Here is a 22,672-nt window from a genome sequence, read left to right on the forward strand (position 1 = left end):
AATAGAGGAAGGAGCGTGACTTTATGATGATTAGCGTAACTCCAATCACGATCGATCATTATCCGTTTATCGCCGTTTCCGTTCAATTGCCGAAAACGAATTTGCTTGCCGTAGCAAGCGAAAAAGGGTATATTATGTGCGGTGCGCTAGATGTTGCGCTGTTGAACGAAAAATTGCGTGACCGCGGAATCGTTGCCGGAAGGGCCGTTGGCGTCCGCACCATCGAGCAATTATTAGAGGCGCCTTTGGAATCGGTGACGCTCGCCGCAGAAGAACAAGGAATTACGGTTGGTATGAAAGGGAAAGAGGCACTCTTGAAGATGCGGTAAAAAAATTTATAATTTGCGTTATCTCCCTTCTTTCAAGCATACATATAGCTTGTAAAGGAGGGATTTTATTTTGCCTAGATTTCCTGCGCGTTTGAAAAGAGGTCCGCTTCCCTTGCGATACGTATTTTTGCTGACGTTTGTTTTCTTTACGCTTGCGACTGTGGTAAGCCTTTGGATCGTTAATAAGGGGATTGAGCCAGTCTTAATGGAAATTGCTGAAAAAGAAACGAAACGAATTGCCAATTTAGTCATTAATAATGCGGTTGAACAGCAGTTTTTAAAAGAAAACACGGAAATGAGCGACTTAATTATGGTACAGAAGGACGAAAGCGGCAAAATTGCTTCGGTAGATTTTAATACGGCTGTTGTCAATCGGATTTTGGCAAAGACAGACAATTATGTCATGCAAAGTTTAAAAGCGGCAACAGAAGGAAAAATCGCAGAGCTTGAACTTCCTGACGCTGAACTAGAAAAAGTGGAAAATAACGGCATTATTTATTACATTCCGATTGGCCAAATTACAGATAATTCGCTTCTTGGCAATCTTGGGCCACGTGTTCCCGTTCAGTTTCAGATCATCGGCAATGTTGCATCAGATGTAACAAAAGAAATTAAGCCGTTTGGAATTAATAACGCATTAATTGAGGTCGACATTCACGTTTCCGTAGATATTCAAGTAGTGATTCCATTCGCGACAAAAGCCGCAACAGTTTCGACGGATATTCCGATCGCAATGCAGGTGATTCAAGGGGAAGTTCCGGATTTTTATAATAATGGCGGGACCAATCCGCCTTTAAGCGTTCCCGCACGTTAAATCATCGAGTTTCCTATCTGTATCCTTCTTTCCACCTTTGTTTTTATGTAACAATAATGAAAAATTATATATAAAAAATATTGTGTGTTGGCGCTTTCATAATGCGAGATTGCTGATAAAAAACTCATATGTGATGAATGCCTTTAACTCAAAGAAAAAAACGCCTAGACGAAAAGGTTAAAATTTTGTAATATTGTATTAAATTAAAAATAGTTTTATTATTATGTTATTTACAAAAACATATAGAAAGGATGTGGGACGCGATAAGAAAATAAATACAATTAATTGAATTTTACAAAAATTATTTCGGGGGGACAGATAATGAAGAAAAAAAGGTTAGCTAGTGCTTTTTTATCGCTGGTCGTAACTGCCGGCATCATGGCAGGATGCGGAAATCAAAAGGATGCGAATAGTTCATCTGGCAGTGAGGGCGGAGGCGGCAATACGATTAAAATCGGAGCCAATTTGGAATTGTCTGGTGGAGTTGCTTCATACGGCCGATCCATTGCTGAAGGGGTAGAACTTGCGTTTGAGGAAATAAATAAAGAAGGCATTAACGGAAAGGAACTCAGGCTTGTGAAAGTAGATAATAAATCGGATGCGGCAGAGGCGACAAATGGTGCGATCAAACTGATTAGCCAAGATAAAGTGACGGCGATTATCGGGTCGGCAACAAGCACAAATACGCTTGCGCAAATCCAAGTTGCGCAAGATAACAAAATTCCGTTAATTACACCAACGGGAACAAACCCTACGATTACCAACAAGGGCGGAAAAGTAAACGAATTTGTCTTCCGGACGTGTTTCATCGATCCTTTCCAAGGAACGGTAGCCGCTAAATTCGCTATTAATGATTTGAAAGTAAAAAAAGCCGCTGTACTTATTGATACTTCAAGTGATTATTCCAAAGGGCTTGCTTCTGCTTTTAAGAAATCGTTTGAAAAAGACGGCGGCAAAATTATAGCGGAAGAAGCTTACGTGGCGAAAGATACTGATTTCCGCGCTACGCTTACACGCATCAAATCAGCGAATCCAGAATTTATTTTCTTGCCTGGTTATTACGAGGAAGTAGGCCTTATTGTGAAACAAGCGCGTGAACTTGGCATTAATGTCCCTATTATGGGCGGCGACGGATGGGATTCTCCGAAACTAGTTGAAATTGCTGGAAAAGAAGCGCTGAACAATACGTTTATTACAAACCATTATTCCTCGAATGACCCTGATCCGAAAATTCAAAATTTTGTAAAATCATTCAAGGCAAAATATAACAAATCTCCAGACGCGTTTAACGCGCTTGGGTATGATACGGCGTATTTCCTTGCTGACGCGATCAAACGAGCAGGGGATGTAGATCCAGAAAAGATTAAAGATGCTCTCGCTAAAACGAAAGACCTTTCTCTTGTATCCGGAACATTGACTTTGGATAAAAATCATGATCCGGTAAAATCTGTCACGATTCTTGAATATAAGGACGGCCAGCAACAATTCAAAACAAAAGTGAATCCATAACAATTAATGAGATGGATAGGGGGCATGTCCCCCTATTCGTGATCGTTCAGAAAAACAATATTTCCCAAGGAGAGTGCAAATATGGAGCTCGTTCAGCAGCTAGTAAACGGGATATCCCTTGGCAGCATATATGCGCTAATCGCTCTCGGATATACGATGGTGTATGGAATTGTGAGACTCATCAATTTTGCTCATGGCGATGTGTTTATGATCGGTGCTTTTGTTGGATTTTATGCTATTACGGGCTTACATGTAGGATTTTTTCCAGCGCTTCTCATGGCGATGGTGGTATGTGCTGTCTTAGGTGTGTGCATTGAAAGAATTGCTTATAAGCCTTTGCGAAATGCGACGAAAATCGCCGCGCTCATCACTGCGATCGGGGTGTCGCTTTTTATTGAATACGGAACTATCTATATACGTGGCGCCCAGCCAGAAGCATATCCTAGCACGTTGCTTCCAGATAAAAAAATAGAGGTATTTGGTGTAACGATCAGCAGCCAGTCATTGTGGATTTTGGCTACTTCGATTGTATTAATGATTCTCCTTCAACTTATCGTTCATAAAACGAAAATAGGAAAAGCGATGCGTGCCGTTTCTTACGACGCAGAAGCTGCCCGCTTAATGGGAATTAATGTGGACAATACAATATCGGCAACATTTGCGATTGGATCTGCTCTAGCGGGAGCTGCTGGCGTCATTTTTGGCATTTACTATGTGAAAATTGAACCGCTGATGGGGATTATTCCAGGTTTAAAAGCTTTCGTAGCAGCTGTGTTGGGTGGTATCGGCATTATTCCAGGCGCGATGGTCGGCGGACTTGTACTTGGTGTTATTGAATCGCTCGTAAGCGGTCTCGGTTACTCTCTCTGGCGTGACGGAGTGGCTTTTATCGTTCTTATCCTTATTCTTATTTTCCGACCGTCCGGATTATTTGGTAAAAATGTAAGAGAAAAAGTATAAAAGGTGGGGAGAGTAATGACAATTCGGAAACGGATAAACGGGTTTTGGCTCTCTATTGCGCTAGCGCTTGCATTTTTTGCAGTAGTTCAGCTGTTAATATCTAGGGAAATGCTCAATTCTTTTTATATTAATACATTATTTTTTATGGCGATTAATGTTATGCTAGCGGTCAGCCTTCATTTAATTATAGGGATTACAGGGCAATTTTCCATCGGACATGCCGGATTTCTTGCGGTCGGGGCCTATGCCTCGGCGATCATGACAATGAAACTGCAACTGCCGTTTTCCCTCGCTTTGCTTGTCGGCGGGATTGCTGCTGCGGTGGCGGGTCTTCTCATTGGCATTCCGACCCTTCGCCTAAAAGGGGACTATTTGGCGATCGCTACGCTTGGTTTTGGAGAAATCGTGCGAATTATTTTGCTAAATGTTGATTATGTTGGCGGCGCCAGCGGTATGACGGTAACCCACCTTACAACTTGGCCATGGGTATTCGCCTGCTTGCTTATTACCATCATCGTTATTGCAAATTTCACCAATTCTACTCATGGCCGTGCCTGCATTTCGATTCGTGAAGATGAAATCGCAGCCGATTCCATGGGGATCAATACGACGTATTATAAGGTAGTCGCCTTTGTCATCGGTTCTTTTTTTGCTGGCATTGCCGGCGGCCTTTATGCCCACCACTTTTATATTATTCAGCCGACAAATTTTGGTTTTTTGAAATCATTTGATATTTTGATTTTTGTTGTACTCGGAGGATTAGGAAGCATGTCCGGCGCTGTCATCGCTGCAATCTTACTGACGATTGTTTCGACGTTTTTGCAAGAATATCCAGAGACGCGAATGATTATCTATAGCCTTGTGCTTATATTAGTAATGTTGTACCGTCCAAAAGGATTGCTAGGTACGCGGGAACTGACTTCGTTCTTTAAGCAGCGCAGAGCAGCTGAAGGGGGAATCGAAGATGGCAACAAGCACACTGTTGCTTAAAGCGGATGGCGTTGGCATTGAATTTGGCGGTTTGAAAGCATTATCCGGTGTCAATATCGAATTACATATGGGGGAATTGGTCGGTCTCATTGGACCGAACGGGGCAGGAAAAACGACTTTTTTTAACTTGTTGACCGGTGTCTACGAACCGACGGAAGGAACGATCATGCTTGGCAATGAAAAGTTAAACGGCCTACCGCCCTACAAAATTACGCGAAAAGGAATCAGCCGTACGTTTCAAAATATCCGTTTGTTCGGAGAGCTGTCCGTGCTTGATAATGTAAAGGTTGCGTACCATTCTCTCGCCCGCCATTCTATTTTGAGCTCGATATTTCGCTTGCCTTCTCATTTTTCCGGCGAGAAGGAAATAGAGGAAAAGGCAATAGAGTTTTTAAAAATTTTCAAGCTGGAGCATGCAATGCATGAAAAAGCGAAGAATTTACCATACGGACAGCAGCGCCGTTTAGAAATCGCAAGAGCTCTTGCGGCACATCCAAAGCTGTTGCTGCTTGATGAGCCTGCGGCGGGCATGAATCCTCAGGAAACCCAAGAACTAATGAATTTGATCGCTTTTATAAGAGAAAAATTTCATTTGACGATTTTGCTGATTGAGCATGATATGTCTCTTGTCATGGGAATATGCGAACGAATTTACGTGCTTGATCATGGACAACTGATTGCGCATGGGACGCCGGAGGAGATTAGGAATAATCCGAAAGTGATTGAAGCATATCTCGGCGAGGAGGTGTCCTGAAATGCTGAAAGTTGAAAACATCAATGTATTTTATGGAAATATTCAAGCGCTTAAAGGAGTTTCATTGGAAGTCAAGGAAGGAGAAATCGTCACACTAATCGGGGCAAACGGCGCCGGCAAAAGCACGCTGTTAAAGACGATTTCCGGATTGCTAAAGCCGAAGCAGGGGGATATTTTGTATGAAGGACAATCGATCGCGGGAAAGGCGGCGCAAACGATTGTCAAACGGGGAATTTCCCATGTTCCAGAAGGTCGGCGTGTTTTCGCCAATATGACCGTGGAAGAAAACCTAGAATTAGGTGCTTTTTTAAGGAAAGATAAACATGAAATTCAGAAAGATTTCGAGAAAGTATACCATCTGTTTCCTCGCCTTTATGAACGAAGAAAGCAGCTTGCTGGAACTTTATCGGGAGGAGAACAGCAAATGTTGGCGATGGGCAGAGCGCTGATGGCGCGTCCGCGCCTTCTCCTGCTAGACGAGCCATCCATGGGGCTAGCCCCGTTATTAGTCAAAACCATTTTCCGCATTATTGAAGAAATTAATTCATTTGGAACGACCATTTTGTTGGTAGAACAAAACGCGAATATGGCACTTTCGGTGGCCGATCGGGCGTATGTCATTGAATCTGGCCGTGTTGTCTTATCAGGTTTAGCGGAAGAGCTGAATGCTAGCGAACAAGTGAAGAAAGCGTATTTGGGAGGACATTAAAGTTCATTTTAGCTTGACAAAAGAAGCAAAACAAAGCGCGTAGCGCAATAGATGGAAAAAGGAGGTCGCCTAGTACGAACCTCCTTGCTTTTTCTTCAGTCTCTCTGCCAGCTCCCATGCCTTTAGGTGAGGATATGGGTCAAAAGACCATTCCATGTATCCGTTATCTTTGTACATTCCGTAATGAAGGTGCGGTGGGAATTTTCCCGCTGTTCCCGGAGGGCCATACCCAGAGCTGCCGACATAGCCGATAATGGTTCCCGGCTCGACGATTTGTCCTTCGCGCAAATGTGGGGGGAATCCGTTTAAATGAGCAAAATAGTGATAGTTGTTGTTAATATCCCGGATGCCGATGCGCCATCCCCCATATTTATTCCAGCCTTTTAATTCGACAATTCCGTAGCAAGTCGACCGCACTGGAACACCGTAGCTTGCGAAAATATCCGTTCCTTCATGAATACGGCGTCCGCCCCAGCCCCTCGCGTCTCCCCATGTATCCCGGTAGCTATAATCCGTGTGAAGCGGGAGCGGAAATACATGATCGTCTAACTTTAACGTCTGATATTTTTTGTAGATTTTCACTTTTCCTAAAATCAAATCGACCGTTTTGCTGCGTTGATAATAGTCCCACAGTGCCATTTTGACATGTTTATGGTCGATTCCATACGATTGTAGAAATCGTGCCATAGAAAAAATCACATCTTCATCGTCTGTCGGGTCGGCGACACCGTCTCCGTTTCCATCCATACCGAAGCCGCCAAATTGCGAAATCGAAAACGGATTGGTGTCATAAGGGTTTTTATTTAACGGCCCCGCCCAAATTTCCGGCTTGATATAGATGCCAAGCGCGCCGGTGGGCTTTGGCAAATTGCGGCGCACTTGCCGGACGTTCCGCTCATATTGGTCGATCGCCGCAAAGTAATACCAAGGGATCAATGAGACCGCCTCTGCTTTTTTGTACAATTCCATCCGTTTTTGATAAATTATGTCTTCATCTAACTTTTCTTGGCCAAATATCGTTTTTGGTGACAAAAATATAACGGTGACCATCACGATGGCAAATATAAATGGATGCACGCGCTTTTCCCCCCTTTCCGCACATCTCCTATATTTAGTTTGGAGAGATTGGCTTGTTTCATAAATATTAAAAAATGGTAAGTGACATGCAGTGGCTAATTTTTTGTGTTTGTTTGCTGTTTTTTTTATAATGAAAAATGTAAATAAAATCTATTGGAGTGAGAACAATGGCGACAAAAGAAGAACATCTTCGCAAACCGGATTGGTTAAAAATAAAGCTGAATACAAATGAAAATTATACCGGCTTAAAGAAATTGATGCGTGAAAACCGGTTACATACCGTATGCGAAGAAGCGAAATGTCCAAACATTCATGAATGTTGGGCGGTGCGGAGAACGGCAACGTTTATGATTTTAGGGAACGTATGTACGCGTGCATGCCGTTTTTGCGCGGTAAAAACGGGATTGCCGACGGAACTTGACTGGCAAGAGCCGGAACGTGTCGCCGAATCTGTCCGTCTGATGAACTTAAAGCATGTCGTTGTTACTGCTGTCGCTCGCGATGACTTGAAAGATGGAGGAGCGGCGGTGTTCGCGGAAACGATTCGTGCCATCCGTCGCAAAAATCCATTTACGACGATTGAAGTGCTGCCTTCCGATATGGGGGGAGTATACGAAAACTTAAAAACGTTGATGGACGCGCGTCCGGATATTTTAAACCATAACATTGAAACGGTGCGCCGCTTGACGCCGAGAGTGCGCGCGCGCGCGACATATGAACGCTCGCTTGAATTTTTGCGCCGCGCGAAAGAATTGCAGCCGGACATTCCGACGAAATCGAGCATTATGGTCGGTCTTGGCGAAACAAAAGAAGAAATTATTGAAGCGATGGATGATTTGCGTGCCAATCACGTCGATATTTTAACGATCGGTCAATATTTGCAACCGACGAAAAAACATTTGAAAGTAGTGAAATATTATCATCCAGACGAATTTAGGGAATTAAAAGAAATCGCCTTAAGCAAAGGATTCACCCACTGCGAAGCCGGCCCGCTCGTTCGCTCTTCTTACCATGCGGATGAACAAGTCAATGCGGCTTCGGCAGCGCGGCAAATGAAAGCATAAACGCATGAAAAAACGGTCTTGCCTTCCAGTGAAGACAGACCGTTTTTCTATTGTCGTGCTATCGGTTTATTTTTGCGGGGGTTGGTCTTTCATCATGGAAATCACGGTCGAGACGGTCATTCGTTTCGTTGATCATTTCGCCATTTTCGTTTTCCCCATCACTTAATTTCCGGCCTTGCGGATATTTTAACATTCTTTGGATCGTTGTATCGATAATTTGATCAATATTTCGGCTGTTGGAATCTAAGCGCCCGAAGCGCTCGATATCTTTCATGAGGCGCGGGTCGTCGGCAACGTATACATGATAATAGCGCGGGACGACAGAAAGAGCGGTCTTTTTCACTTGGTCCGCTGTTTGATGGCGGTTTTTTGCATCTGTGTCATAAACGACTAATACTTCTTCGTCGGTCACCAATGTGGCGACGTCGTTAACGTTTGGCAACTGCGTACAAAGCTTGCTAATTAAATCAGCCGCGCGCTCGCGGTTGAACGTTGGCATATTGTTATACAAGTTTGCATCGCCAGAGACAGGGCTTTTTTGATGGCGGACATAGCCAAAATTGTTCATTCGCGTATCGTCGCCGTTCGGCACCCCATTTTCGTTATATAAATCGTTGCGATCAGTGACGTTCATCGTATTGCCGCTTCGCTTGTATACGTCCGTATTGTTATCTTGCGCCGTTTGCGCACAGCCTGCCAATGTTGCGGCTGTACCTAACGTGAACGCAAGCAATGCTTTTCTCATTGCAAACACCCCCTTCACTTTCAGGATGTTCCTCCTGCTCAACTTTAATAACAGTAATTGATTGGGAGCGTTTCATCGTTTATGATGAAAGTGGAAAGGCAAGGTGAAAAGGGATGATATGCATTAACAATATATGTTATGAATTAGTGGAAAACGTGAAAAACGCGTTTAATGAAGAAGCGTTTCGCGCGCGATACGCTGATATTTTAAGCAAGTATGACTATATTGTGGGGGACTGGGGATATAACCAACTTCGCTTACGCGGGTTTTTTGACGACCATAACCAAAGAGCGACATATGATACGAAAATCAGCACATTATCAGAATATTTGTATGAATATTGCAATTTTGGCTGCGCGTATTTTGTGCTCCGCAAAGTAAAACGGTAAAACAAGCGAGACTGACTCAAAAGGTTGTTTGGCCACAAACAGATACCATATATTGTTCGATGCGTATATACGGTAGCACAGAAGGGTGTCCCGCCACTTTTGGGACACCCTTATCATTATGCTTCGCTGTATGGAAATTGTTCGTTTTCCCGTGGGTCATCGTGCGGCGGATGTGCGCCGGGATCACGTCGCGGGATGTTTTGATGGAACGATTTGTATTCGTAGTTAAAAGCACTATAGTAACGCTGCCCTTTTTTCCACGGAGTGCTTTTGTTCTCTACTGGTTCGTCTGCGCGCCGCGGAGAACCGTACGGCCCTTCCGGGAATTCTTCGGCGGTTAAAAAATTTTTCCGTTTTTCTACGGTGGAAAAGTCGCTCGGCACTGTTTCACCTTCCTCATTTAAAGGATTATTTATAATGTCCCCTAACGAGAAAGCGGCTATGAAATGCATTCGTATAAAAATGATCGTAAATCGTTGGCATCTTCTTCACTTAAGCGGTAGGCATTCTCCAAATACCCCGGCTCTTCTAAATCGTCCTGCCCGATAATTGCAAAACGGTTGCTCTGCAAATCGAGGACTAAATATTTTCCATAAAAGCGGTCTGTCTCGATAATTGCCAAATCAAACCGTTGCCGTTCTCCTAAAAAGCTGACAAAACGCGTTTTCGTATCCACCGTGTCGTCATATAAGTAAAAACGTTCGCTCATAAACTTCGCCCCCCAGCAAGAAATGATGAATACTTCCATCATAACAATATTCGCATGATTATGATACAATAAAAAAAGACAAATATAGGAGGAAGTAACGATGTACTTTGTAGACCGCAATAAAATCGAAGAAACGTTGCGCTATATGGAAAAACTGTTACATATTTATAAGCAAAAGTCGTCGTGGGACGACGAATTGTCCCAGCTTGCTCTTGAGCGCCTTGTTCATTTGGTGATTGAAGCGATTTTGGATGTGGGAAACGCGATGATCGACGGTTTTATTATGAGAGACCCGGGCAGCTATGAAGACATTATCGATATTTTGACGGATGAACGGGTTGTCACGGCGGATGACGCAAAAGGATTGAAAGCGATCATTGGTTATCGAAAAATGCTTGTTCATCATTATACGAATGTCGACTACGCAAAATTGTTGGAGGAAATGCAAAAACATTTTTCGGCGCTGCAAGCATATCCGAACGCTATTCGCACATATTTGGAAAACGAACTCGGTCCTGTGTCGGCATTCCGCAATTGAAGGATCATTTCATTCTTTTATATGTTGGCAAACGCGTCTCCAATGTTCATTTTCCCAAGAAGCCTTCCGCTCCATGCATGTGATGAAGAAGGCTTCTTTGCGGCAGCCCCCACTTCTTAACGGAAGGGCATTGGAGCGTGTTTGCTTTTTGACATTTTTCGTTTCTTTTTATAAGTTGGTTACGTGCATCCTAAAAAAGAGGTGAAAGACGTTGAAAAAGTACAAGGGATATTTAATCGATTTAGACGGTACGATATATCGTGGAACGGAGTGTATTGCGGAAGCTCGCGATTTTGTCAAAGCATTGCATCGAAAAGGCATTCCGTATTTGTTTGTTACGAATAACTCTTCGCGCACGCCGGCGCAAGTGGCGGAGAAATTGCAGTCATTCGGCGTTCCGGCGACAGAGGAGCATGTATTTACGACAAGCCAAGCGACGGCAAACTATATTTTTGAAAAAAAACCGGATGCTTCTATTTATGTGATCGGTGAAGAAGGAATCCGTACCGCTCTGGAAGAAAAAGGATTTGCTTTTGCGAAAGAAGATGCGGAATTCGTTGTGATGGGAATTGACAGAAATATTACATATGAAAAACTTGCCATCGCTTGTTTAGCCGTTCGCAACGGTGCGACGTTTATTTCGACAAATGCCGATATTGCACTTCCGACAGAAAGGGGATTGCTGCCAGGAAACGGTTCACTCACGGCTGTGGTTGCCGTGTCGACGCAAGTGCAGCCTATTTTTATTGGAAAACCGGAGAAAATCATTATGGAACAAGCGTTAAAAGTGTTGGGAGTGCCAAGAGAGGAAACATTAATGATCGGCGATTACTACGATACCGATATTATGGCAGGAATGAATGCAGGAATGGACACACTTCTTGTCCATACGGGGGTAACGACGAAAGAACTGCTGCAACGATATGAAAAGCAGCCGACATATACGGCGGATTCGCTCAAAGAGTGGATCGACCGCATTTAAAAAGAGGCCGACTCAAAAGGTCGTCGATCGACCTTTTGAAGTCAGCCTCTTCTTTCTTTTTCTAGCTGTAGATGGGGGATGAAACATCCTTGATGCGCACTGTACCAATAATGAACGGTTTTTCCGATTGTATGTTTCATGGCTTTAATCGGCGTGAGCTGTGGTGACTCGATTATACCAAAAGAGGAATGGTTTTCTTATTTTTTACGAAAAAGGGAGAAGCCAAAAAAAGCGAACAGCTGCCGAACACTTTTTGTTCCCCTCTTTTTTGGTAAAAGGCCGCTTACTCCACGTTGGCTGCCCGATGCGCTAAACGGCTTGAAGCAGCGGCAGCAATAGCGCCGACAATGTCGTCCAAAAACGTATTGCATTTTCCCGTTGATTTATCGTTTAACTTTTTTAAGATGCCGGGCTTTTGTTTATCGATATATCCGTAATTGGTGAAACCGATGGAGCCGTACACGTTTATAATGGAAAGCGCCAAAATCTCGTCGACTCCGTATAAGCCTTCATCGCGTTGAATAATCGACTGCAGTGGCTCATCTAACTTGCCTTCTTCCGCTAATTTGTCAAGCTGAATGCCGGTGAGAATTGCATTTTGCACTTCCCGTTTGGAAATTACGCGATTGACATTTTCAATACATTCTTCTAGTTGCAAATTCGGATGGTACTTCGATTGCAAATAATACACGAGTTCAGCGATGTCTTTGATTGTAACGCCGCGTTCTTCGAGCCATTGGCGTGCGGTTTGTTCCAGATTGTTCATGATCGGTTCCTTCATTCACTTCACCTGTTTCTTTAAGGAATTATTTTTATTATATATGTTTATCATGTCATAAATGTGCCGTTTCTGTAAACATTGATGCTTATAAAATTGGAATTATTTTCTATAATTTTGACAATAGAGAGGAATGGATGGAGAAAATCAGTGTATAAATTGGCAGGTTGGTTATTTTAACTTTTCGACAAAGGAATGTGAGAATATCCGGAAGGCGCAGATTTTTTTGCAAATCCCCTCATATATTACTTTTATAAGGGGGGAGGAAGCGATGAAGGAGTTTATTCACAATGAATACGAAATCACGGCAGAATGGTTTGAAAAAACCGGGAGATACGATACATTTCTATATAAAAATCAGCGTTATACTGTTATTCCTGTATATGGGCGCACGGAAGCGGAAATAGAGGAATTGCGGAAGATGAGCGATTATTTATTATTGATGGGAGATGATACTGTCGCAGCCTTCGTTCCGACTAGGTCAGGAAAGTTTGTTGCTTACTACGACGGCCAACCTATGGTGATTGTCCGCTCGTCTGTTTCACCATATGCAAGAAATATTTCTATCGGCCGAGAATTAGCGAAATTTCACCAGCGCGGCCGCACATGTCCTATCCCGATCATCCATTGCCGGCGAATCGGCCAATGGAAAGAGTTTTGGGGAGCACGACTCGATCAGATGGAGCAATTTTGGAGAAGAAAAATCGAGACGGGGATAACTGCTATGTTTGATCGGCTTTTTATTGAATCGTTTCCGTACTATCTCGGCTTGGCGGAGAACGCGATTCAATATGTAGCGGATGTGGAGTTGGATGAGGAACCTGTCGGCGTTGACTGCGCGACCTTTTGTCATGAACGACTGCCGAATGTGAAATGGATGGAAGGAAAGGAACAAAAGTTAGCAACGGATTGGGTATATGATCATTGCGCGAGAGATTTGGCAGAGTGGGTTCGGCACATATACACGAAAAAGGGCAATATTTCCGCGGAAAATATACGGCGTTTTTTCCGTGACTATCAACGGATTACTCCATTATCGCCGTTTGCCTGGCGTTTAATTTACGCACGTCTTCTTTTTCCTCTTCATTATTTTGAATGCGTGGAAGGATATTATATGACAGATGAAGAAAGAAAAAAACAAGCATATGAACAAACGTTACGTGGCATTGTTAGCCGTTCCCGCGAGAACGAACAATTTCTCGCATCGTTTGCGGATATTGCGGGGCTTGCCGGTCGCCGGCTTTATATTCCTAAAATTTACTGGCTTTTTTATTGATCATATAGCGATGATCATTTCTTCATCGTTTTTTTTATGATTAAGAATTATGATAAAATAAGGAAAAATACATATAAAGAAGGTGGACTGCGTGCCTCGACCGTACGTGTTTATTACGCGGAAGCTTCCAGATGATATTGTCGCCCCGATAAAAGATATCGCTGAAGTGGCGATGTGGCCGCATGACGACATACAAGTTCCTCGCGATGTATTAATGAACGAAGCGAAAAAAGCAGACGCGTTATTAACGATGGTGTCTGACGTCGTCGATGAAGAAATATTAGAAGCGGGAACATCGCTAAAAGTCGTCGCGAACATGGGGGTTGGGTTTGATAATATCGATGTTTCTGCTGCGACAAAACACGGCATTGCTGTTTGCAACACCCCGGATGTGTTAACAGATACCACTGCCGATTTAACGTTCGCCTTGCTGCTGGCGACCGCCCGCCGTGTAGTGGAGGCGGCGCAATGGATCAAAGAAGGAAAATGGAAAGGCTGGAGTCCATTTTTATTGGCTGGCGCTGATGTCCACCACAAGACGATCGGCATTGTCGGTATGGGAAAAATCGGGCAGGCTGTCGCCAAACGCGCGATTGGTTTTGATATGAACATTTTATACCATAATCGTTCTCGCAATATAGAAGCGGAACAAAAACTTGGTGCGACATATTGCTCATTGGAAGAGCTGTTGAAAGCCGCCGATTTTGTTGTTTGTTTGACGCCGCTAACAAAGGAAACGCGTCACATGTTTAACAGCGAGGCGTTTCGCAAAATGAAACGCTCGGCGATATTTATTAATGCGGCAAGGGGAGCGGTTGTGGATGAACAAGATTTATACGATGCGCTTGTAAGCGGGGAAATCGCTGCGGCAGGATTAGATGTGTTTGAACATGAACCGATTGACGCTTCCCATCCTTTATTAACATTAACAAACGTCGTTGCTTTACCGCACATCGGAAGCGCGACGAAAGAAACGCGCACGAAGATGATGGAACTATGCTGCCGAAATATTATTGCAGTGTTAAAAGGAAAACGGCCTGAAACGCTTGTGAACAAAGAGTTGGACCGATAGTAACTAAAGCAGTCCCTTTAGCAGGGCTGCTTGCTTTTTGCAAAAAAATTATCTGAATTTGCTTGATATTAATCGCTTTCCATATTTAATATAAAAATTAATCATTGTAAAAAAAAACGACATCTTTTATAATGTCTACTATAAAAAAACAAATGTTTATATAGGAGATACAGAAAGGGTGGGGAGTATGGCCAAGCCGATTTTTGTCGGGCTGTTAGGATTAGGTACCGTTGGAAGCGGTGTTGTCAAAATTATCGAAAATCATCAAGAACGGCTGATGCATCAAGTAGGATGCCCGGTGCAAGTGAAAAAAATCCTTGTAAGAAATATATATAAACAACGAGACGTACGCGTCGACCCGTCTTTGTTGACAACCGATGTCACAGACGTCATTGACGATCCGGAAATCGATGTCATTATCGAAGTGATGGGGGGAATCGAAGAAACGCGCCAATATTTGCTGCGCGCATTGCAGCAAGGAAAGCATGTGGTGACGGCAAATAAAGACCTGATGGCATTGTATGGATCGGAATTGTTGGCAGTGGCGGCGGAAAATCATTGTGATTTGTTTTTTGAAGCAAGCGTCGCCGGGGGAATTCCAATTTTGCGCAGCCTCGTTGATGGCCTTGCTTCTGACCGCATTACGAAAATGATGGGGATCGTCAATGGAACAACAAACTATATTTTAACAAAAATGTGCAAATATGGATCGTCTTATGAGGAAGTGTTGGCGGAAGCACAAGCGCTTGGATATGCGGAGGCAGATCCGACTGCGGACGTGGAAGGATTAGACGCGGCTCGAAAAATGGCGATTTTAGCCCGTCTCGGATTTTCGATGAACATTGATTTAGAAGATGTACAAGTAAAAGGAATAACGTCGATTACGGAAGAAGATCTCAACTATAGCAAACGCCTCGGCTATACGATGAAATTAATCGGCATTGCCCAACGTGATGGCAATAAAGTGGAAGTCAGCGTTCAGCCGACGCTGCTCCCTGATTCGCATCCGCTTGCGTCCGTGAATGATGAATACAATGCGGTATATGTGTACGGCGAGGCGGTCGGCGAAACAATGTTTTACGGACCGGGAGCGGGGAGTTTGCCAACCGCGACAGCCGTTGTTTCTGACTTAGTAGCCGTCATGAAGAATATGAGGTTAGGGGTAAACGGATGCAATGCAGTCGCACCGCAGTACGAAAAACAACTAAAATCCCCATTAGAAATTTTTTCGAAATATTTTGTGCGTATTCATGTGAAAGATCAAGTTGGTGCGTTTGCGAAAATTACAACACTATTTTCTGAACATGGCGTCAGCTTCGAGAAAATTTTACAATTGCCGTTGAAAGAAGATGGGCTTGCGGAAATCGTCATTGTCACACATCGCGCGTCGCAAAAAGATTACGAAGAAATTTTGCAGCAATTGCGCGATTTGGAAATTGTCCATGAAGTAAAGAGCTCGTATCGCGTTGAAGGAGAGGGAAAAGCATGACGTGGAAAGGTTTGTTGCACGCGTACCGCGAATTTTTGCCAATCAATGAAAACACCCCGATGCTTTCTTTGAATGAAGGGAATACCCCGCTTATTCCGCTGCCGCGGTTGTCGGAAAAGCTTGGCATTGAATTGTACGTCAAAGTCGAAGGGGTAAACCCGACGGGATCATTCAAAGACCGCGGCATGGTGATGGCGGTTGCAAAGGCGAAAGAATCAGGGAGCCGTACGATTATTTGCGCTTCGACGGGCAACACGTCCGCCTCCGCGGCGGCCTACGCGGCAAGAGCGGGGCTGCGCTGCATTGTCGTGATTCCGAACGGAAAAATCGCAATGGGGAAACTAGCGCAGGCGGTTATGTACGGAGCGGAAATTTTCGCGATTGAAGGAAACTTTGATGAAGCGTTAAAAATGGTGCGCCGCCTTAGCGATACGGCCCCGATCACGCTTGTCAACTCGGTAAATCCATATCGCATCGAGGGACAGAAAACCGCGGCGTTTGAGATTTGCGACCAGCTTGGCAAAGCGCCGGACGTGCTCGCGATTCCGGTCGGCAATGCCGGGAATATTACCGCTTATTGGAAAGGATTTAAAGAGTACCATGCGGCAAAACAAACTGGCCTTCCGCAAATGCGCGGATTTGAAGCGGAGGGAGCGGCGGCGATCGTCCGCAACCAAGTCATCGAGCATCCGGAAACGATTGCGACGGCGATTCGCATCGGCAATCCGGCGAGCTGGGAAAAAGCGGTTCAAGCGGCGACGGAATCGAATGGAAAAATTGATGAAGTATCCGATGCCGAAATTTTAGAAGCGTATAAGTTGCTCGCACGGGAGGAAGGCATTTTTGCCGAACCAGCTTCTTGTGCATCCATCGCAGGAGTGATCAAGCAACGGAAGCGGAATGAAATCGGAAAAGGCAGCACCGTTGTGGCCGTGTTAACAGGAAATGGCCTAAAAGATCCGGCCATTGCGATGGAAGCGGCGGAAATCGAACCAACCGTACTTCCAAACGACGAAACAGTCGTGTTTGAACGCATTCAAGGAGTTGTCCATCAATGAAAGAAGATGGGATGTTAAAAATCGTCGTTCCGGCAAGCACGGCCAATTTAGGACCAGGTTTTGATTCGATTGGTCTTGCCGTATCCCGTTATTTGATACTAGAAGTCAGGATGGCGGATGAATGGAAGTTTGTTCCCCATTCTTCCGAGGTAGAAGCGATCCCGAGGGGAACGGACAATTTAATTTATCAAGTAGCAGCGCAAGTGGCGCAAACATACGGGTGCACGTTGCCAAGTTGCTTAGTGGATGTATATAGCGATATTCCATTTACGCGTGGATTAGGAAGCAGCGCGGCAGCGGTGGTAGCGGGAATTGAACTGGCCAATGAGCTGGCTGATCTATCGCTCTCGCTGGAGCAAAAAATGCGGTTTGCCAGCTGTTATGAAGGGCACCCGGATAATGTCGGCGCTTCTTTATATGGAGGGCTTGTCATTGGCAGCCATCGCCGACAAGGGACAGACGTTGTTCATGTTCCAAACGTGGAATTAGATTTAGTTGCCGTCATTCCTTCGTATGAATTGGAGACAAAAAAAGCGCGCAGCGTTTTGCCGCAGATGCTGGCGCGAGAAGATGCCGTCGAGGCTAGCGCGGTCAGCAACGTGTTAGTCGCGGCATTATTGACAAAAAGATGGGAACTTGCCGGGAAAATGATGGCGTGCGATTTGTTTCATCAGCCATATCGCAAAGAATTTGTTCCGCAATTATCGCTTGTAGAAAAGCTGGCTACGCAATACGGAGCGTTTGGGGTGGCATTGAGCGGGGCTGGCCCTACCGTTCTTGCTTTCGCCGAACCAGGAAAAGGAATGAAATTAAAAGAAAAATTGGCTCCACACTTTCCAGATTGCGCGGTAGAGTGGCTGACGGTCGAACAAAAAGGGAGTCAAGTGTATAAGATGTCGCTAGAAAAATAACAGCGGTTCCCTTAGGAAACCGCTGTTATTTTCGGCATAAACGGCCGTGGTTTAGAATACTTGTTCTACTTCGACAATGCCCGGCACTTCTTCTAACAGCGCGCGTTCAATTCCAGCTTTTAATGTGATCGTCGAGCTAGGGCAGCTTCCGCATGCGCCGAGCAAACGCAATTTGACAACTCCGTCTTCGACATCGATCAGTTCGCAGTCCCCACCATCACGAAGCAAAAACGGGCGCAGTTTATCTAAAACTTCTTGCACTTGTTCCTTGATTTCTTGATCGCTCATCTTTATCGACTCCTTTCTTTAACTTTATTATAATCATGATAAAGAAAAAAATCTAATGATAAATTTTTGTTTTTTACGATATGAAAGGTGGAAATATATGACGCTGAAGCAAGTGGAAATATGCGTCTATGGCGCTGATGTGATTTGCCCGTCTTGTGTCCATTTGCCTTCTTCCAAAGAAACGTACGAATGGCTAGAAGCGGCGATTAAACGGAAATATCCGAATCAACCGTTTTCGATGACGTATATCGATATTTTCAACCCTCCGGAAGAAGATGAGGAGAAAAAGGCGTTTGCCAAAAAGGTGTTGGAAGAAGATTTGTTTTACCCTGTTGTCGTGATCGAAGGGGTTATCGTCGGAGAAGGAAATCCAAAGTTAAAGGCGATTTATGCAGAAATGGAAAAGTATGGTTATCGATGGTAAAAAAGATTCATCACCACAATGTGCACTTGATAAACATTGATTAAAAGGCAGAAAGTAGTTGTGCGAACGGAGAAAGAGAAACCATTACAACAGCCATCGACCTTCAGAAGCTAGTGCGAACAAGATTGAAATGAATGATTTTCTGACATATTTTAACCAATAAATAAAGAAAGCATCGTTCGATATTAACGAGAAGCATTAATAACAAATTCACAAAAATGGAAGGACAACATCTAAAATGGCGTTATGTATGAACAAATGACACCAGTCGTTGGTGGCTAAGGGAATGAATTTTTTGAAATTTTTAAAACAGGAAATCCTGCGAGCTGGCCATACAGTTATTCATGAACGTAACAGAACCGTAACTTTTCTTAATGTTCCAAGGTCTAAACTTAATTCATTGAATTTCGATGGAAGGAAAATAAAACGAATGCAGCCTACTCAAGGAGTAGGCTTTTTGTTCATAAAAAAAGAAAGGCAGATCTGTTCTTTGGTGAATAGGGGGTTATCTCCCAAAACACGCCCAGCGCCTGTCCAACTTTGGATTTTTAATACGCATTTTTGAGTTTGAAATATTCGATAAACGTTGTTATATCCATATTTATGGCACATTTTGCTTTTTTTGGTTTAGTAGCCGTTATGGTATTTATACATCCACAATACCCCGGATTTTAGCAATCTAGGAACTCTACCAGTTATTGGGCGATCAGCGAGGAGGCCGAATCCATGTTTTCTGCCGAGCGATCCAAGAATGCCTTTTAATTTAATAGGTGGAAATTCGCTTGGCGGTTCTTCCCCGTTCCAGCGTTTTTGTAATACTTGAACGATTTGTTCCGCTTGGCCCTCTGCGAGCTGAGCGCTTGGAGAGTGCGGCAAACTTGCGCAATCGCCGACAACATATACGTTTTCATATCCAGGAATGTGGTGCCGTTTTGTTAAAACGACACGGCCTTGTTTGTCTTTCTCCACAGGCAGTTTGCGGACGACGCGGTTCGGTTGAATGCCCGCTGTCCAGACAATGACATCGCAATGAACCGGGGTGTCATGATTGTAAAGCGTGCGTTCTTCTACTTTTGTAATGTTGGAACAACGAACAATTTCGATATTATGTTGTTGGAACCAGCTTTCGACATAGTCACTGAGCCGTTTTGGAAACATCGGCAAAATGCGTTCTCCGCGATCAAACAATTTTATGTGTAAATCAGGACGGCTTTCTGCTAATTCGCTTGCCAATTCGACGCCGCTTAGTCCTGCGCCGACAATACCAACAATAGAGCCGGGAGGCAAATTGTTTAACGCTTCATATGCCGCGCGCGCTTTCTCAATGGATTGAATGCTATGCGTGAAAGTTTCGGCGCCTGGGACACCATGGTATTTATCTTCACATCCTAAACCGATCACTAAATCATCATATGGGATGCTGCTTTCATCCTGCAACTGTACGTTTTGATTATCGAGGTCGATGTTAACGACTTCACCGAAACGGTAGGTAAGACGCGGATGTTCAGGAAATGGGACACGAATGTGGTGATCGCTAATCGTGCCTGCTGCGAGTGCATAATACTCTGTTTTTAAGCAATGATATGGAATACGGTCGACGAGTGTAATATGAACATCTTCCGGTAAATGGTTTGGGAGGAGGCGAAGCAAAATCCGCATATTCCCGTATCCTCCGCCGAGCAACACAAGGTGTCTCATAATGAAATTCCCCTTTTGTGATGATCTTTATAACCATTAAAAAGTATAGCGAAATTGTGACAAAATAACAACAATTTTTCGGTAAACATTGACAAAAGGGGGAAAAGTAAATGTCGGTATATACAGCAAAAAGCTGGCGCCTTACTTGTTGCGCAAAATTTTCCTCTCCGTCCAGTAAACTTGAATTGCCGGAAAACAAAATTACATTTTGCCGATTTTTTTATACAATTTCCCAGACTCCGTCCAGTGAAAAACGAAGCGTCATTCGTTGACGTTTTTCCAAAAAACCGATACGATGAAAAGCAGTAGGAAGGTGAAAAAACGATGATCCAACCAATTATTGAATTTTGCATCAGCAACTTAGCGAGCGGCTCGCAAAAGGCGTTGGAAATATTAGAAAAAGATCCGAACTTGGATATTATAGAATACAGTTGTTTAAGCCACTGCACTCGTTGTGCGGAAACCCTTTTTGCTTTAGTAAACGGTGAAATCGTAACCGGTGATACTCCTGAACAGCTTGTGGAAAATATTTACCGCTATTTAGAAGAAAACCCGATGTTTTGAACGATAATCTTGTGCGAATTTCCAATTGGCTTTCATAAAGCATAAAGCTCATTTTGAATGGATGTGTCTATTATGGCATAAAAAACGAGGATGTCCCACGGACATCCTCTTTCAAGGTGTATATGAAAAAACGGGGGATATTTTCATTGTGCCCAGTTGATTTTCGATTTATACTTATATATAAAAATTTTTTTCTTTCAAGGAGGAAATAATGAATCAATTTTCGTTTACGAAAATGCATGGTCTTGGCAATAGTTATATATATGTTAATATGTTTGAAGAAACAATCCCGGAGTCATTATTATCGCCGCTGGCCGTGCAAGTGTCTAACGTCAATACCGGAATCGGGGCGGACGGCATGATTCTCATTTGCCCGTCAAAAACAGCCCCGGTTAAAATGCGGATTTTTAATAGCGATGGTTCTGAAGGAAAAAATTGCGGCAATGGCTTGCGTTGTGTTGCAAAATATGCATATGAGCATGGAATGGTCAAAGACCGCTCGTTTTTTATTGAAACATTGTCCGGGCTTGTGAAGGCAGAAGTTGCAGTAGAAAATGGAACGGTTACAAATGTCACCATTGATATGGGAAAGCCGCGTTTAAAGCGGAGCGAGATTCCGATGGTTGGTCCGGAGGCGGAACGAGTGGTTGCCGAACCGTTTGAAGTCGATGGGCAGCTGTACGAAATTACGGCGGTTTCGATGGGAAACCCACATGTCATTTTTTACGTAGATGATATCAATAAAGCGCCAGTAACGGCTCTCGGACCAATTGTCGAAAAGGACAAGCGGTTTCCTGAAGGGGTAAACGTCGAATTTGTCGAAGTAATAAACGACCGTGAGCTCCATTTTCGCGTATGGGAGCGTGGTTCTGGAGTGACGCAAGCGTGCGGTACAGGGGCTTGCGCGGCTGTTGTCGCTTCGGTGTTAAATGGAAAAACGGTGCGAAATAAGGAAACGATTGTCCATTTAGCAGGCGGAGATTTGACGATCACATGGACTGATGAAGGAAGTGTACGGATGACAGGACCGGCGGAAACGATTTGCACAGGAGTGTATTATTATTAAATGTTTGAGATTTGAGCGCAACGGATGAAAAGCGATATACTATCAATAAGGAGGGATCACAATGACGGATATTATTACACTTACGGAGGCCGCGGCGTTTCAAATTAAAGATATGATGAAAGAACATGAAGAAGAAGGGGCGTATCTTCGCATTGGTGTAAAAGGCGGCGGCTGCAGCGGTTTGTCGTACGGAATGGGATTTGACCATGAACGCCATGAAGACGATCATGAGTTTGAACAACACGGAATTAAAATTCTAGTCGATAAAGACAGCGCGCCGATTTTGCAAGGAACGGTCATTGACTATAAACAGTCGTTAATGGGCGGCGGTTTTACGATCAATAACCCGAACGCGATTGCCACATGCGGCTGCGGTGCGTCGTTCAGAACGGCGACGAACGCGGGAACGCCGGAACAATGTTAAGCAGCAGTTAAACAGCGATATATCAACGTTTTATAAAAAAGGGATGCTTTTTGCA

At 44.0% G+C, this 22,672-nt stretch carries 27 protein-coding genes; 20 read left to right on the plus strand and 7 right to left on the minus strand.

All coding sequences use genetic code 11. The features are described 5' to 3' along the window. The first annotated feature begins 26 nt into the window (after nt 1-26). The 7 genes from MWM02_RS02660 to MWM02_RS02690 all read left to right on the plus strand — a co-directional run bounded on the left by MWM02_RS02660 (nt 27) and on the right by MWM02_RS02690 (nt 6,065). On the plus strand, nt 27-329 hold the full coding sequence (locus tag MWM02_RS02660) for a YunC family protein (protein ID WP_064552342.1): 303 nt from the start codon (nt 27-29) through the stop codon (nt 327-329). Nucleotides 330-399: 70 nt separating this feature from the next. Beyond that, nucleotides 400-1,143 carry a sporulation protein YunB gene (gene yunB / locus MWM02_RS02665; RefSeq protein ID WP_244402889.1) on the plus strand — a complete coding sequence of 248 codons (744 nt, stop codon included), beginning with the start codon at nt 400-402 and terminating at the stop codon, nt 1,141-1,143. 321 nt (nt 1,144-1,464) lie between these two features. Continuing rightward, nucleotides 1,465-2,652, plus strand: a complete 1,188-nt coding sequence (locus tag MWM02_RS02670; protein WP_064552052.1) for an ABC transporter substrate-binding protein — start codon at nt 1,465-1,467, stop codon at nt 2,650-2,652. Nucleotides 2,653-2,733: 81 nt separating this feature from the next. Continuing rightward, complete coding sequence (locus MWM02_RS02675; RefSeq protein ID WP_064552051.1) at nt 2,734-3,612, plus strand: branched-chain amino acid ABC transporter permease; 879 nt, start codon at nt 2,734-2,736, stop codon at nt 3,610-3,612. Nucleotides 3,613-3,627: 15 nt separating this feature from the next. After that, the gene (locus MWM02_RS02680; protein WP_064552050.1) at nt 3,628-4,602 is read left to right on the plus strand and encodes a branched-chain amino acid ABC transporter permease; all 975 of its coding nucleotides are present in this window, start codon (nt 3,628-3,630) and stop codon (nt 4,600-4,602) included. After that, on the plus strand, nt 4,577-5,356 hold the full coding sequence (locus MWM02_RS02685; protein WP_064552049.1) for an ABC transporter ATP-binding protein: 780 nt from the start codon (nt 4,577-4,579) through the stop codon (nt 5,354-5,356). The genes MWM02_RS02680 and MWM02_RS02685 overlap by 26 nt, the downstream gene beginning before the upstream one ends. Nucleotide 5,357: 1 nt before the next feature. Continuing rightward, complete coding sequence (locus MWM02_RS02690; RefSeq protein ID WP_244402890.1) at nt 5,358-6,065, plus strand: ABC transporter ATP-binding protein; 708 nt, start codon at nt 5,358-5,360, stop codon at nt 6,063-6,065. A gap of 69 nt (nt 6,066-6,134) precedes the next feature. Here the strand turns inward: MWM02_RS02690 and MWM02_RS02695 are convergent, their stop codons facing one another. Next, nucleotides 6,135-7,142, minus strand: coding sequence for a M23 family metallopeptidase (locus MWM02_RS02695; RefSeq protein ID WP_064552047.1), 1,008 nt, complete (start codon nt 7,140-7,142; stop codon nt 6,135-6,137). A 167-nt stretch (nt 7,143-7,309) separates the two neighbouring features. Here MWM02_RS02695 and lipA point away from each other — a divergent pair, with 167 nt between their 5' ends. Further along, the gene (lipA, locus tag MWM02_RS02700) at nt 7,310-8,206 is read left to right on the plus strand and encodes a lipoyl synthase (protein ID WP_064552046.1); all 897 of its coding nucleotides are present in this window, start codon (nt 7,310-7,312) and stop codon (nt 8,204-8,206) included. A 58-nt stretch (nt 8,207-8,264) separates the two neighbouring features. Here lipA and MWM02_RS02705 read toward each other — a convergent pair whose 3' ends face one another. Further along, the gene (locus MWM02_RS02705; protein WP_064552045.1) at nt 8,265-8,951 is read right to left on the minus strand and encodes a YhcN/YlaJ family sporulation lipoprotein; all 687 of its coding nucleotides are present in this window, start codon (nt 8,949-8,951) and stop codon (nt 8,265-8,267) included. A gap of 113 nt (nt 8,952-9,064) precedes the next feature. Between MWM02_RS02705 and MWM02_RS02710 the strand changes: the two genes are divergently transcribed. Beyond that, on the plus strand, nt 9,065-9,340 hold the full coding sequence (locus MWM02_RS02710) for a YutD family protein (protein WP_003248293.1): 276 nt from the start codon (nt 9,065-9,067) through the stop codon (nt 9,338-9,340). A gap of 116 nt (nt 9,341-9,456) precedes the next feature. On the opposite strand, the gene MWM02_RS02715 is transcribed toward MWM02_RS02710, so the two are convergent. Both MWM02_RS02715 and MWM02_RS02720 read right to left on the minus strand, forming a co-directional pair. Further along, nucleotides 9,457-9,723, minus strand: coding sequence for a hypothetical protein (locus tag MWM02_RS02715; protein WP_064552044.1), 267 nt, complete (start codon nt 9,721-9,723; stop codon nt 9,457-9,459). Between the two features lie 56 nt (nt 9,724-9,779). After that, entirely contained in the window at nt 9,780-10,049 is a 270-nt protein-coding gene (locus MWM02_RS02720) for a DUF3055 domain-containing protein (protein WP_064552043.1), read from the minus strand. A gap of 100 nt (nt 10,050-10,149) precedes the next feature. Here MWM02_RS02720 and hepT point away from each other — a divergent pair, with 100 nt between their 5' ends. Next, a complete protein-coding gene (gene hepT, locus MWM02_RS02725; RefSeq protein ID WP_244402891.1) occupies nt 10,150-10,587 on the plus strand; it encodes a type VII toxin-antitoxin system HepT family RNase toxin in 438 nt (145 codons plus the stop codon). 211 nt (nt 10,588-10,798) lie between these two features. Next, nucleotides 10,799-11,569 carry a TIGR01457 family HAD-type hydrolase gene (locus MWM02_RS02730; RefSeq protein WP_064552041.1) on the plus strand — a complete coding sequence of 257 codons (771 nt, stop codon included), beginning with the start codon at nt 10,799-10,801 and terminating at the stop codon, nt 11,567-11,569. A gap of 283 nt (nt 11,570-11,852) precedes the next feature. Here the strand turns inward: MWM02_RS02730 and MWM02_RS02735 are convergent, their stop codons facing one another. Continuing rightward, a complete protein-coding gene (locus MWM02_RS02735; protein WP_244402892.1) occupies nt 11,853-12,350 on the minus strand; it encodes a phosphatidylglycerophosphatase A family protein in 498 nt (165 codons plus the stop codon). Nucleotides 12,351-12,618: 268 nt separating this feature from the next. On the opposite strand from MWM02_RS02735, the gene yutH reads away from it, so the two are divergent. The 5 genes from yutH to thrB all read left to right on the plus strand — a co-directional run bounded on the left by yutH (nt 12,619) and on the right by thrB (nt 18,153). Further along, nucleotides 12,619-13,623 (plus strand): spore coat putative kinase YutH, encoded by a 1,005-nt coding sequence (yutH, locus tag MWM02_RS02740; protein WP_244402893.1) that lies wholly within the window; start codon nt 12,619-12,621, stop codon nt 13,621-13,623. 91 nt (nt 13,624-13,714) lie between these two features. Next, complete coding sequence (locus MWM02_RS02745) at nt 13,715-14,695, plus strand: 2-hydroxyacid dehydrogenase (protein ID WP_244402894.1); 981 nt, start codon at nt 13,715-13,717, stop codon at nt 14,693-14,695. 187 nt (nt 14,696-14,882) lie between these two features. Next, a complete protein-coding gene (locus MWM02_RS02750) occupies nt 14,883-16,184 on the plus strand; it encodes a homoserine dehydrogenase (protein ID WP_064552037.1) in 1,302 nt (433 codons plus the stop codon). After that, the gene (thrC, locus tag MWM02_RS02755; RefSeq protein WP_064552036.1) at nt 16,181-17,242 is read left to right on the plus strand and encodes a threonine synthase; all 1,062 of its coding nucleotides are present in this window, start codon (nt 16,181-16,183) and stop codon (nt 17,240-17,242) included. The genes MWM02_RS02750 and thrC overlap by 4 nt, the downstream gene beginning before the upstream one ends. Beyond that, nucleotides 17,239-18,153, plus strand: a complete 915-nt coding sequence (gene thrB, locus MWM02_RS02760; protein WP_244402895.1) for a homoserine kinase — start codon at nt 17,239-17,241, stop codon at nt 18,151-18,153. The genes thrC and thrB overlap by 4 nt, the downstream gene beginning before the upstream one ends. A 51-nt stretch (nt 18,154-18,204) precedes the next feature. Here thrB and MWM02_RS02765 read toward each other — a convergent pair whose 3' ends face one another. After that, entirely contained in the window at nt 18,205-18,441 is a 237-nt protein-coding gene (locus MWM02_RS02765; protein ID WP_003248312.1) for a NifU family protein, read from the minus strand. A 97-nt stretch (nt 18,442-18,538) separates the two neighbouring features. Between MWM02_RS02765 and MWM02_RS02770 the strand changes: the two genes are divergently transcribed. Continuing rightward, nucleotides 18,539-18,865, plus strand: coding sequence for a YuzD family protein (locus MWM02_RS02770; protein ID WP_244402896.1), 327 nt, complete (start codon nt 18,539-18,541; stop codon nt 18,863-18,865). Nucleotides 18,866-19,492: 627 nt separating this feature from the next. Here the strand turns inward: MWM02_RS02770 and MWM02_RS02775 are convergent. Further along, nucleotides 19,493-20,563, minus strand: a complete 1,071-nt coding sequence (locus MWM02_RS02775; protein WP_064552032.1) for an NAD(P)/FAD-dependent oxidoreductase — start codon at nt 20,561-20,563, stop codon at nt 19,493-19,495. A 324-nt stretch (nt 20,564-20,887) separates the two neighbouring features. Here MWM02_RS02775 and MWM02_RS02780 point away from each other — a divergent pair, with 324 nt between their 5' ends. From MWM02_RS02780 to MWM02_RS02790, 3 genes are all read left to right on the plus strand, one after another. Continuing rightward, nucleotides 20,888-21,127: a YuzB family protein gene (locus MWM02_RS02780; RefSeq protein ID WP_064552031.1), complete on the plus strand. Its 240-nt coding sequence runs from the start codon at nt 20,888-20,890 to the stop codon at nt 21,125-21,127. A 211-nt stretch (nt 21,128-21,338) separates the two neighbouring features. Beyond that, a complete protein-coding gene (dapF, locus tag MWM02_RS02785) occupies nt 21,339-22,193 on the plus strand; it encodes a diaminopimelate epimerase (RefSeq protein WP_064552030.1) in 855 nt (284 codons plus the stop codon). A gap of 61 nt (nt 22,194-22,254) precedes the next feature. Continuing rightward, nucleotides 22,255-22,617 (plus strand): HesB/IscA family protein, encoded by a 363-nt coding sequence (locus tag MWM02_RS02790; protein WP_064552029.1) that lies wholly within the window; start codon nt 22,255-22,257, stop codon nt 22,615-22,617. Nucleotides 22,618-22,672: the final 55 nt, after the last annotated feature.

The sequence above is a fragment of the Parageobacillus sp. KH3-4 genome (assembly GCF_022846435.1).
In the GTDB taxonomy this organism is placed as follows: domain Bacteria; phylum Bacillota; class Bacilli; order Bacillales; family Anoxybacillaceae; genus Parageobacillus; species Parageobacillus thermoglucosidasius_A.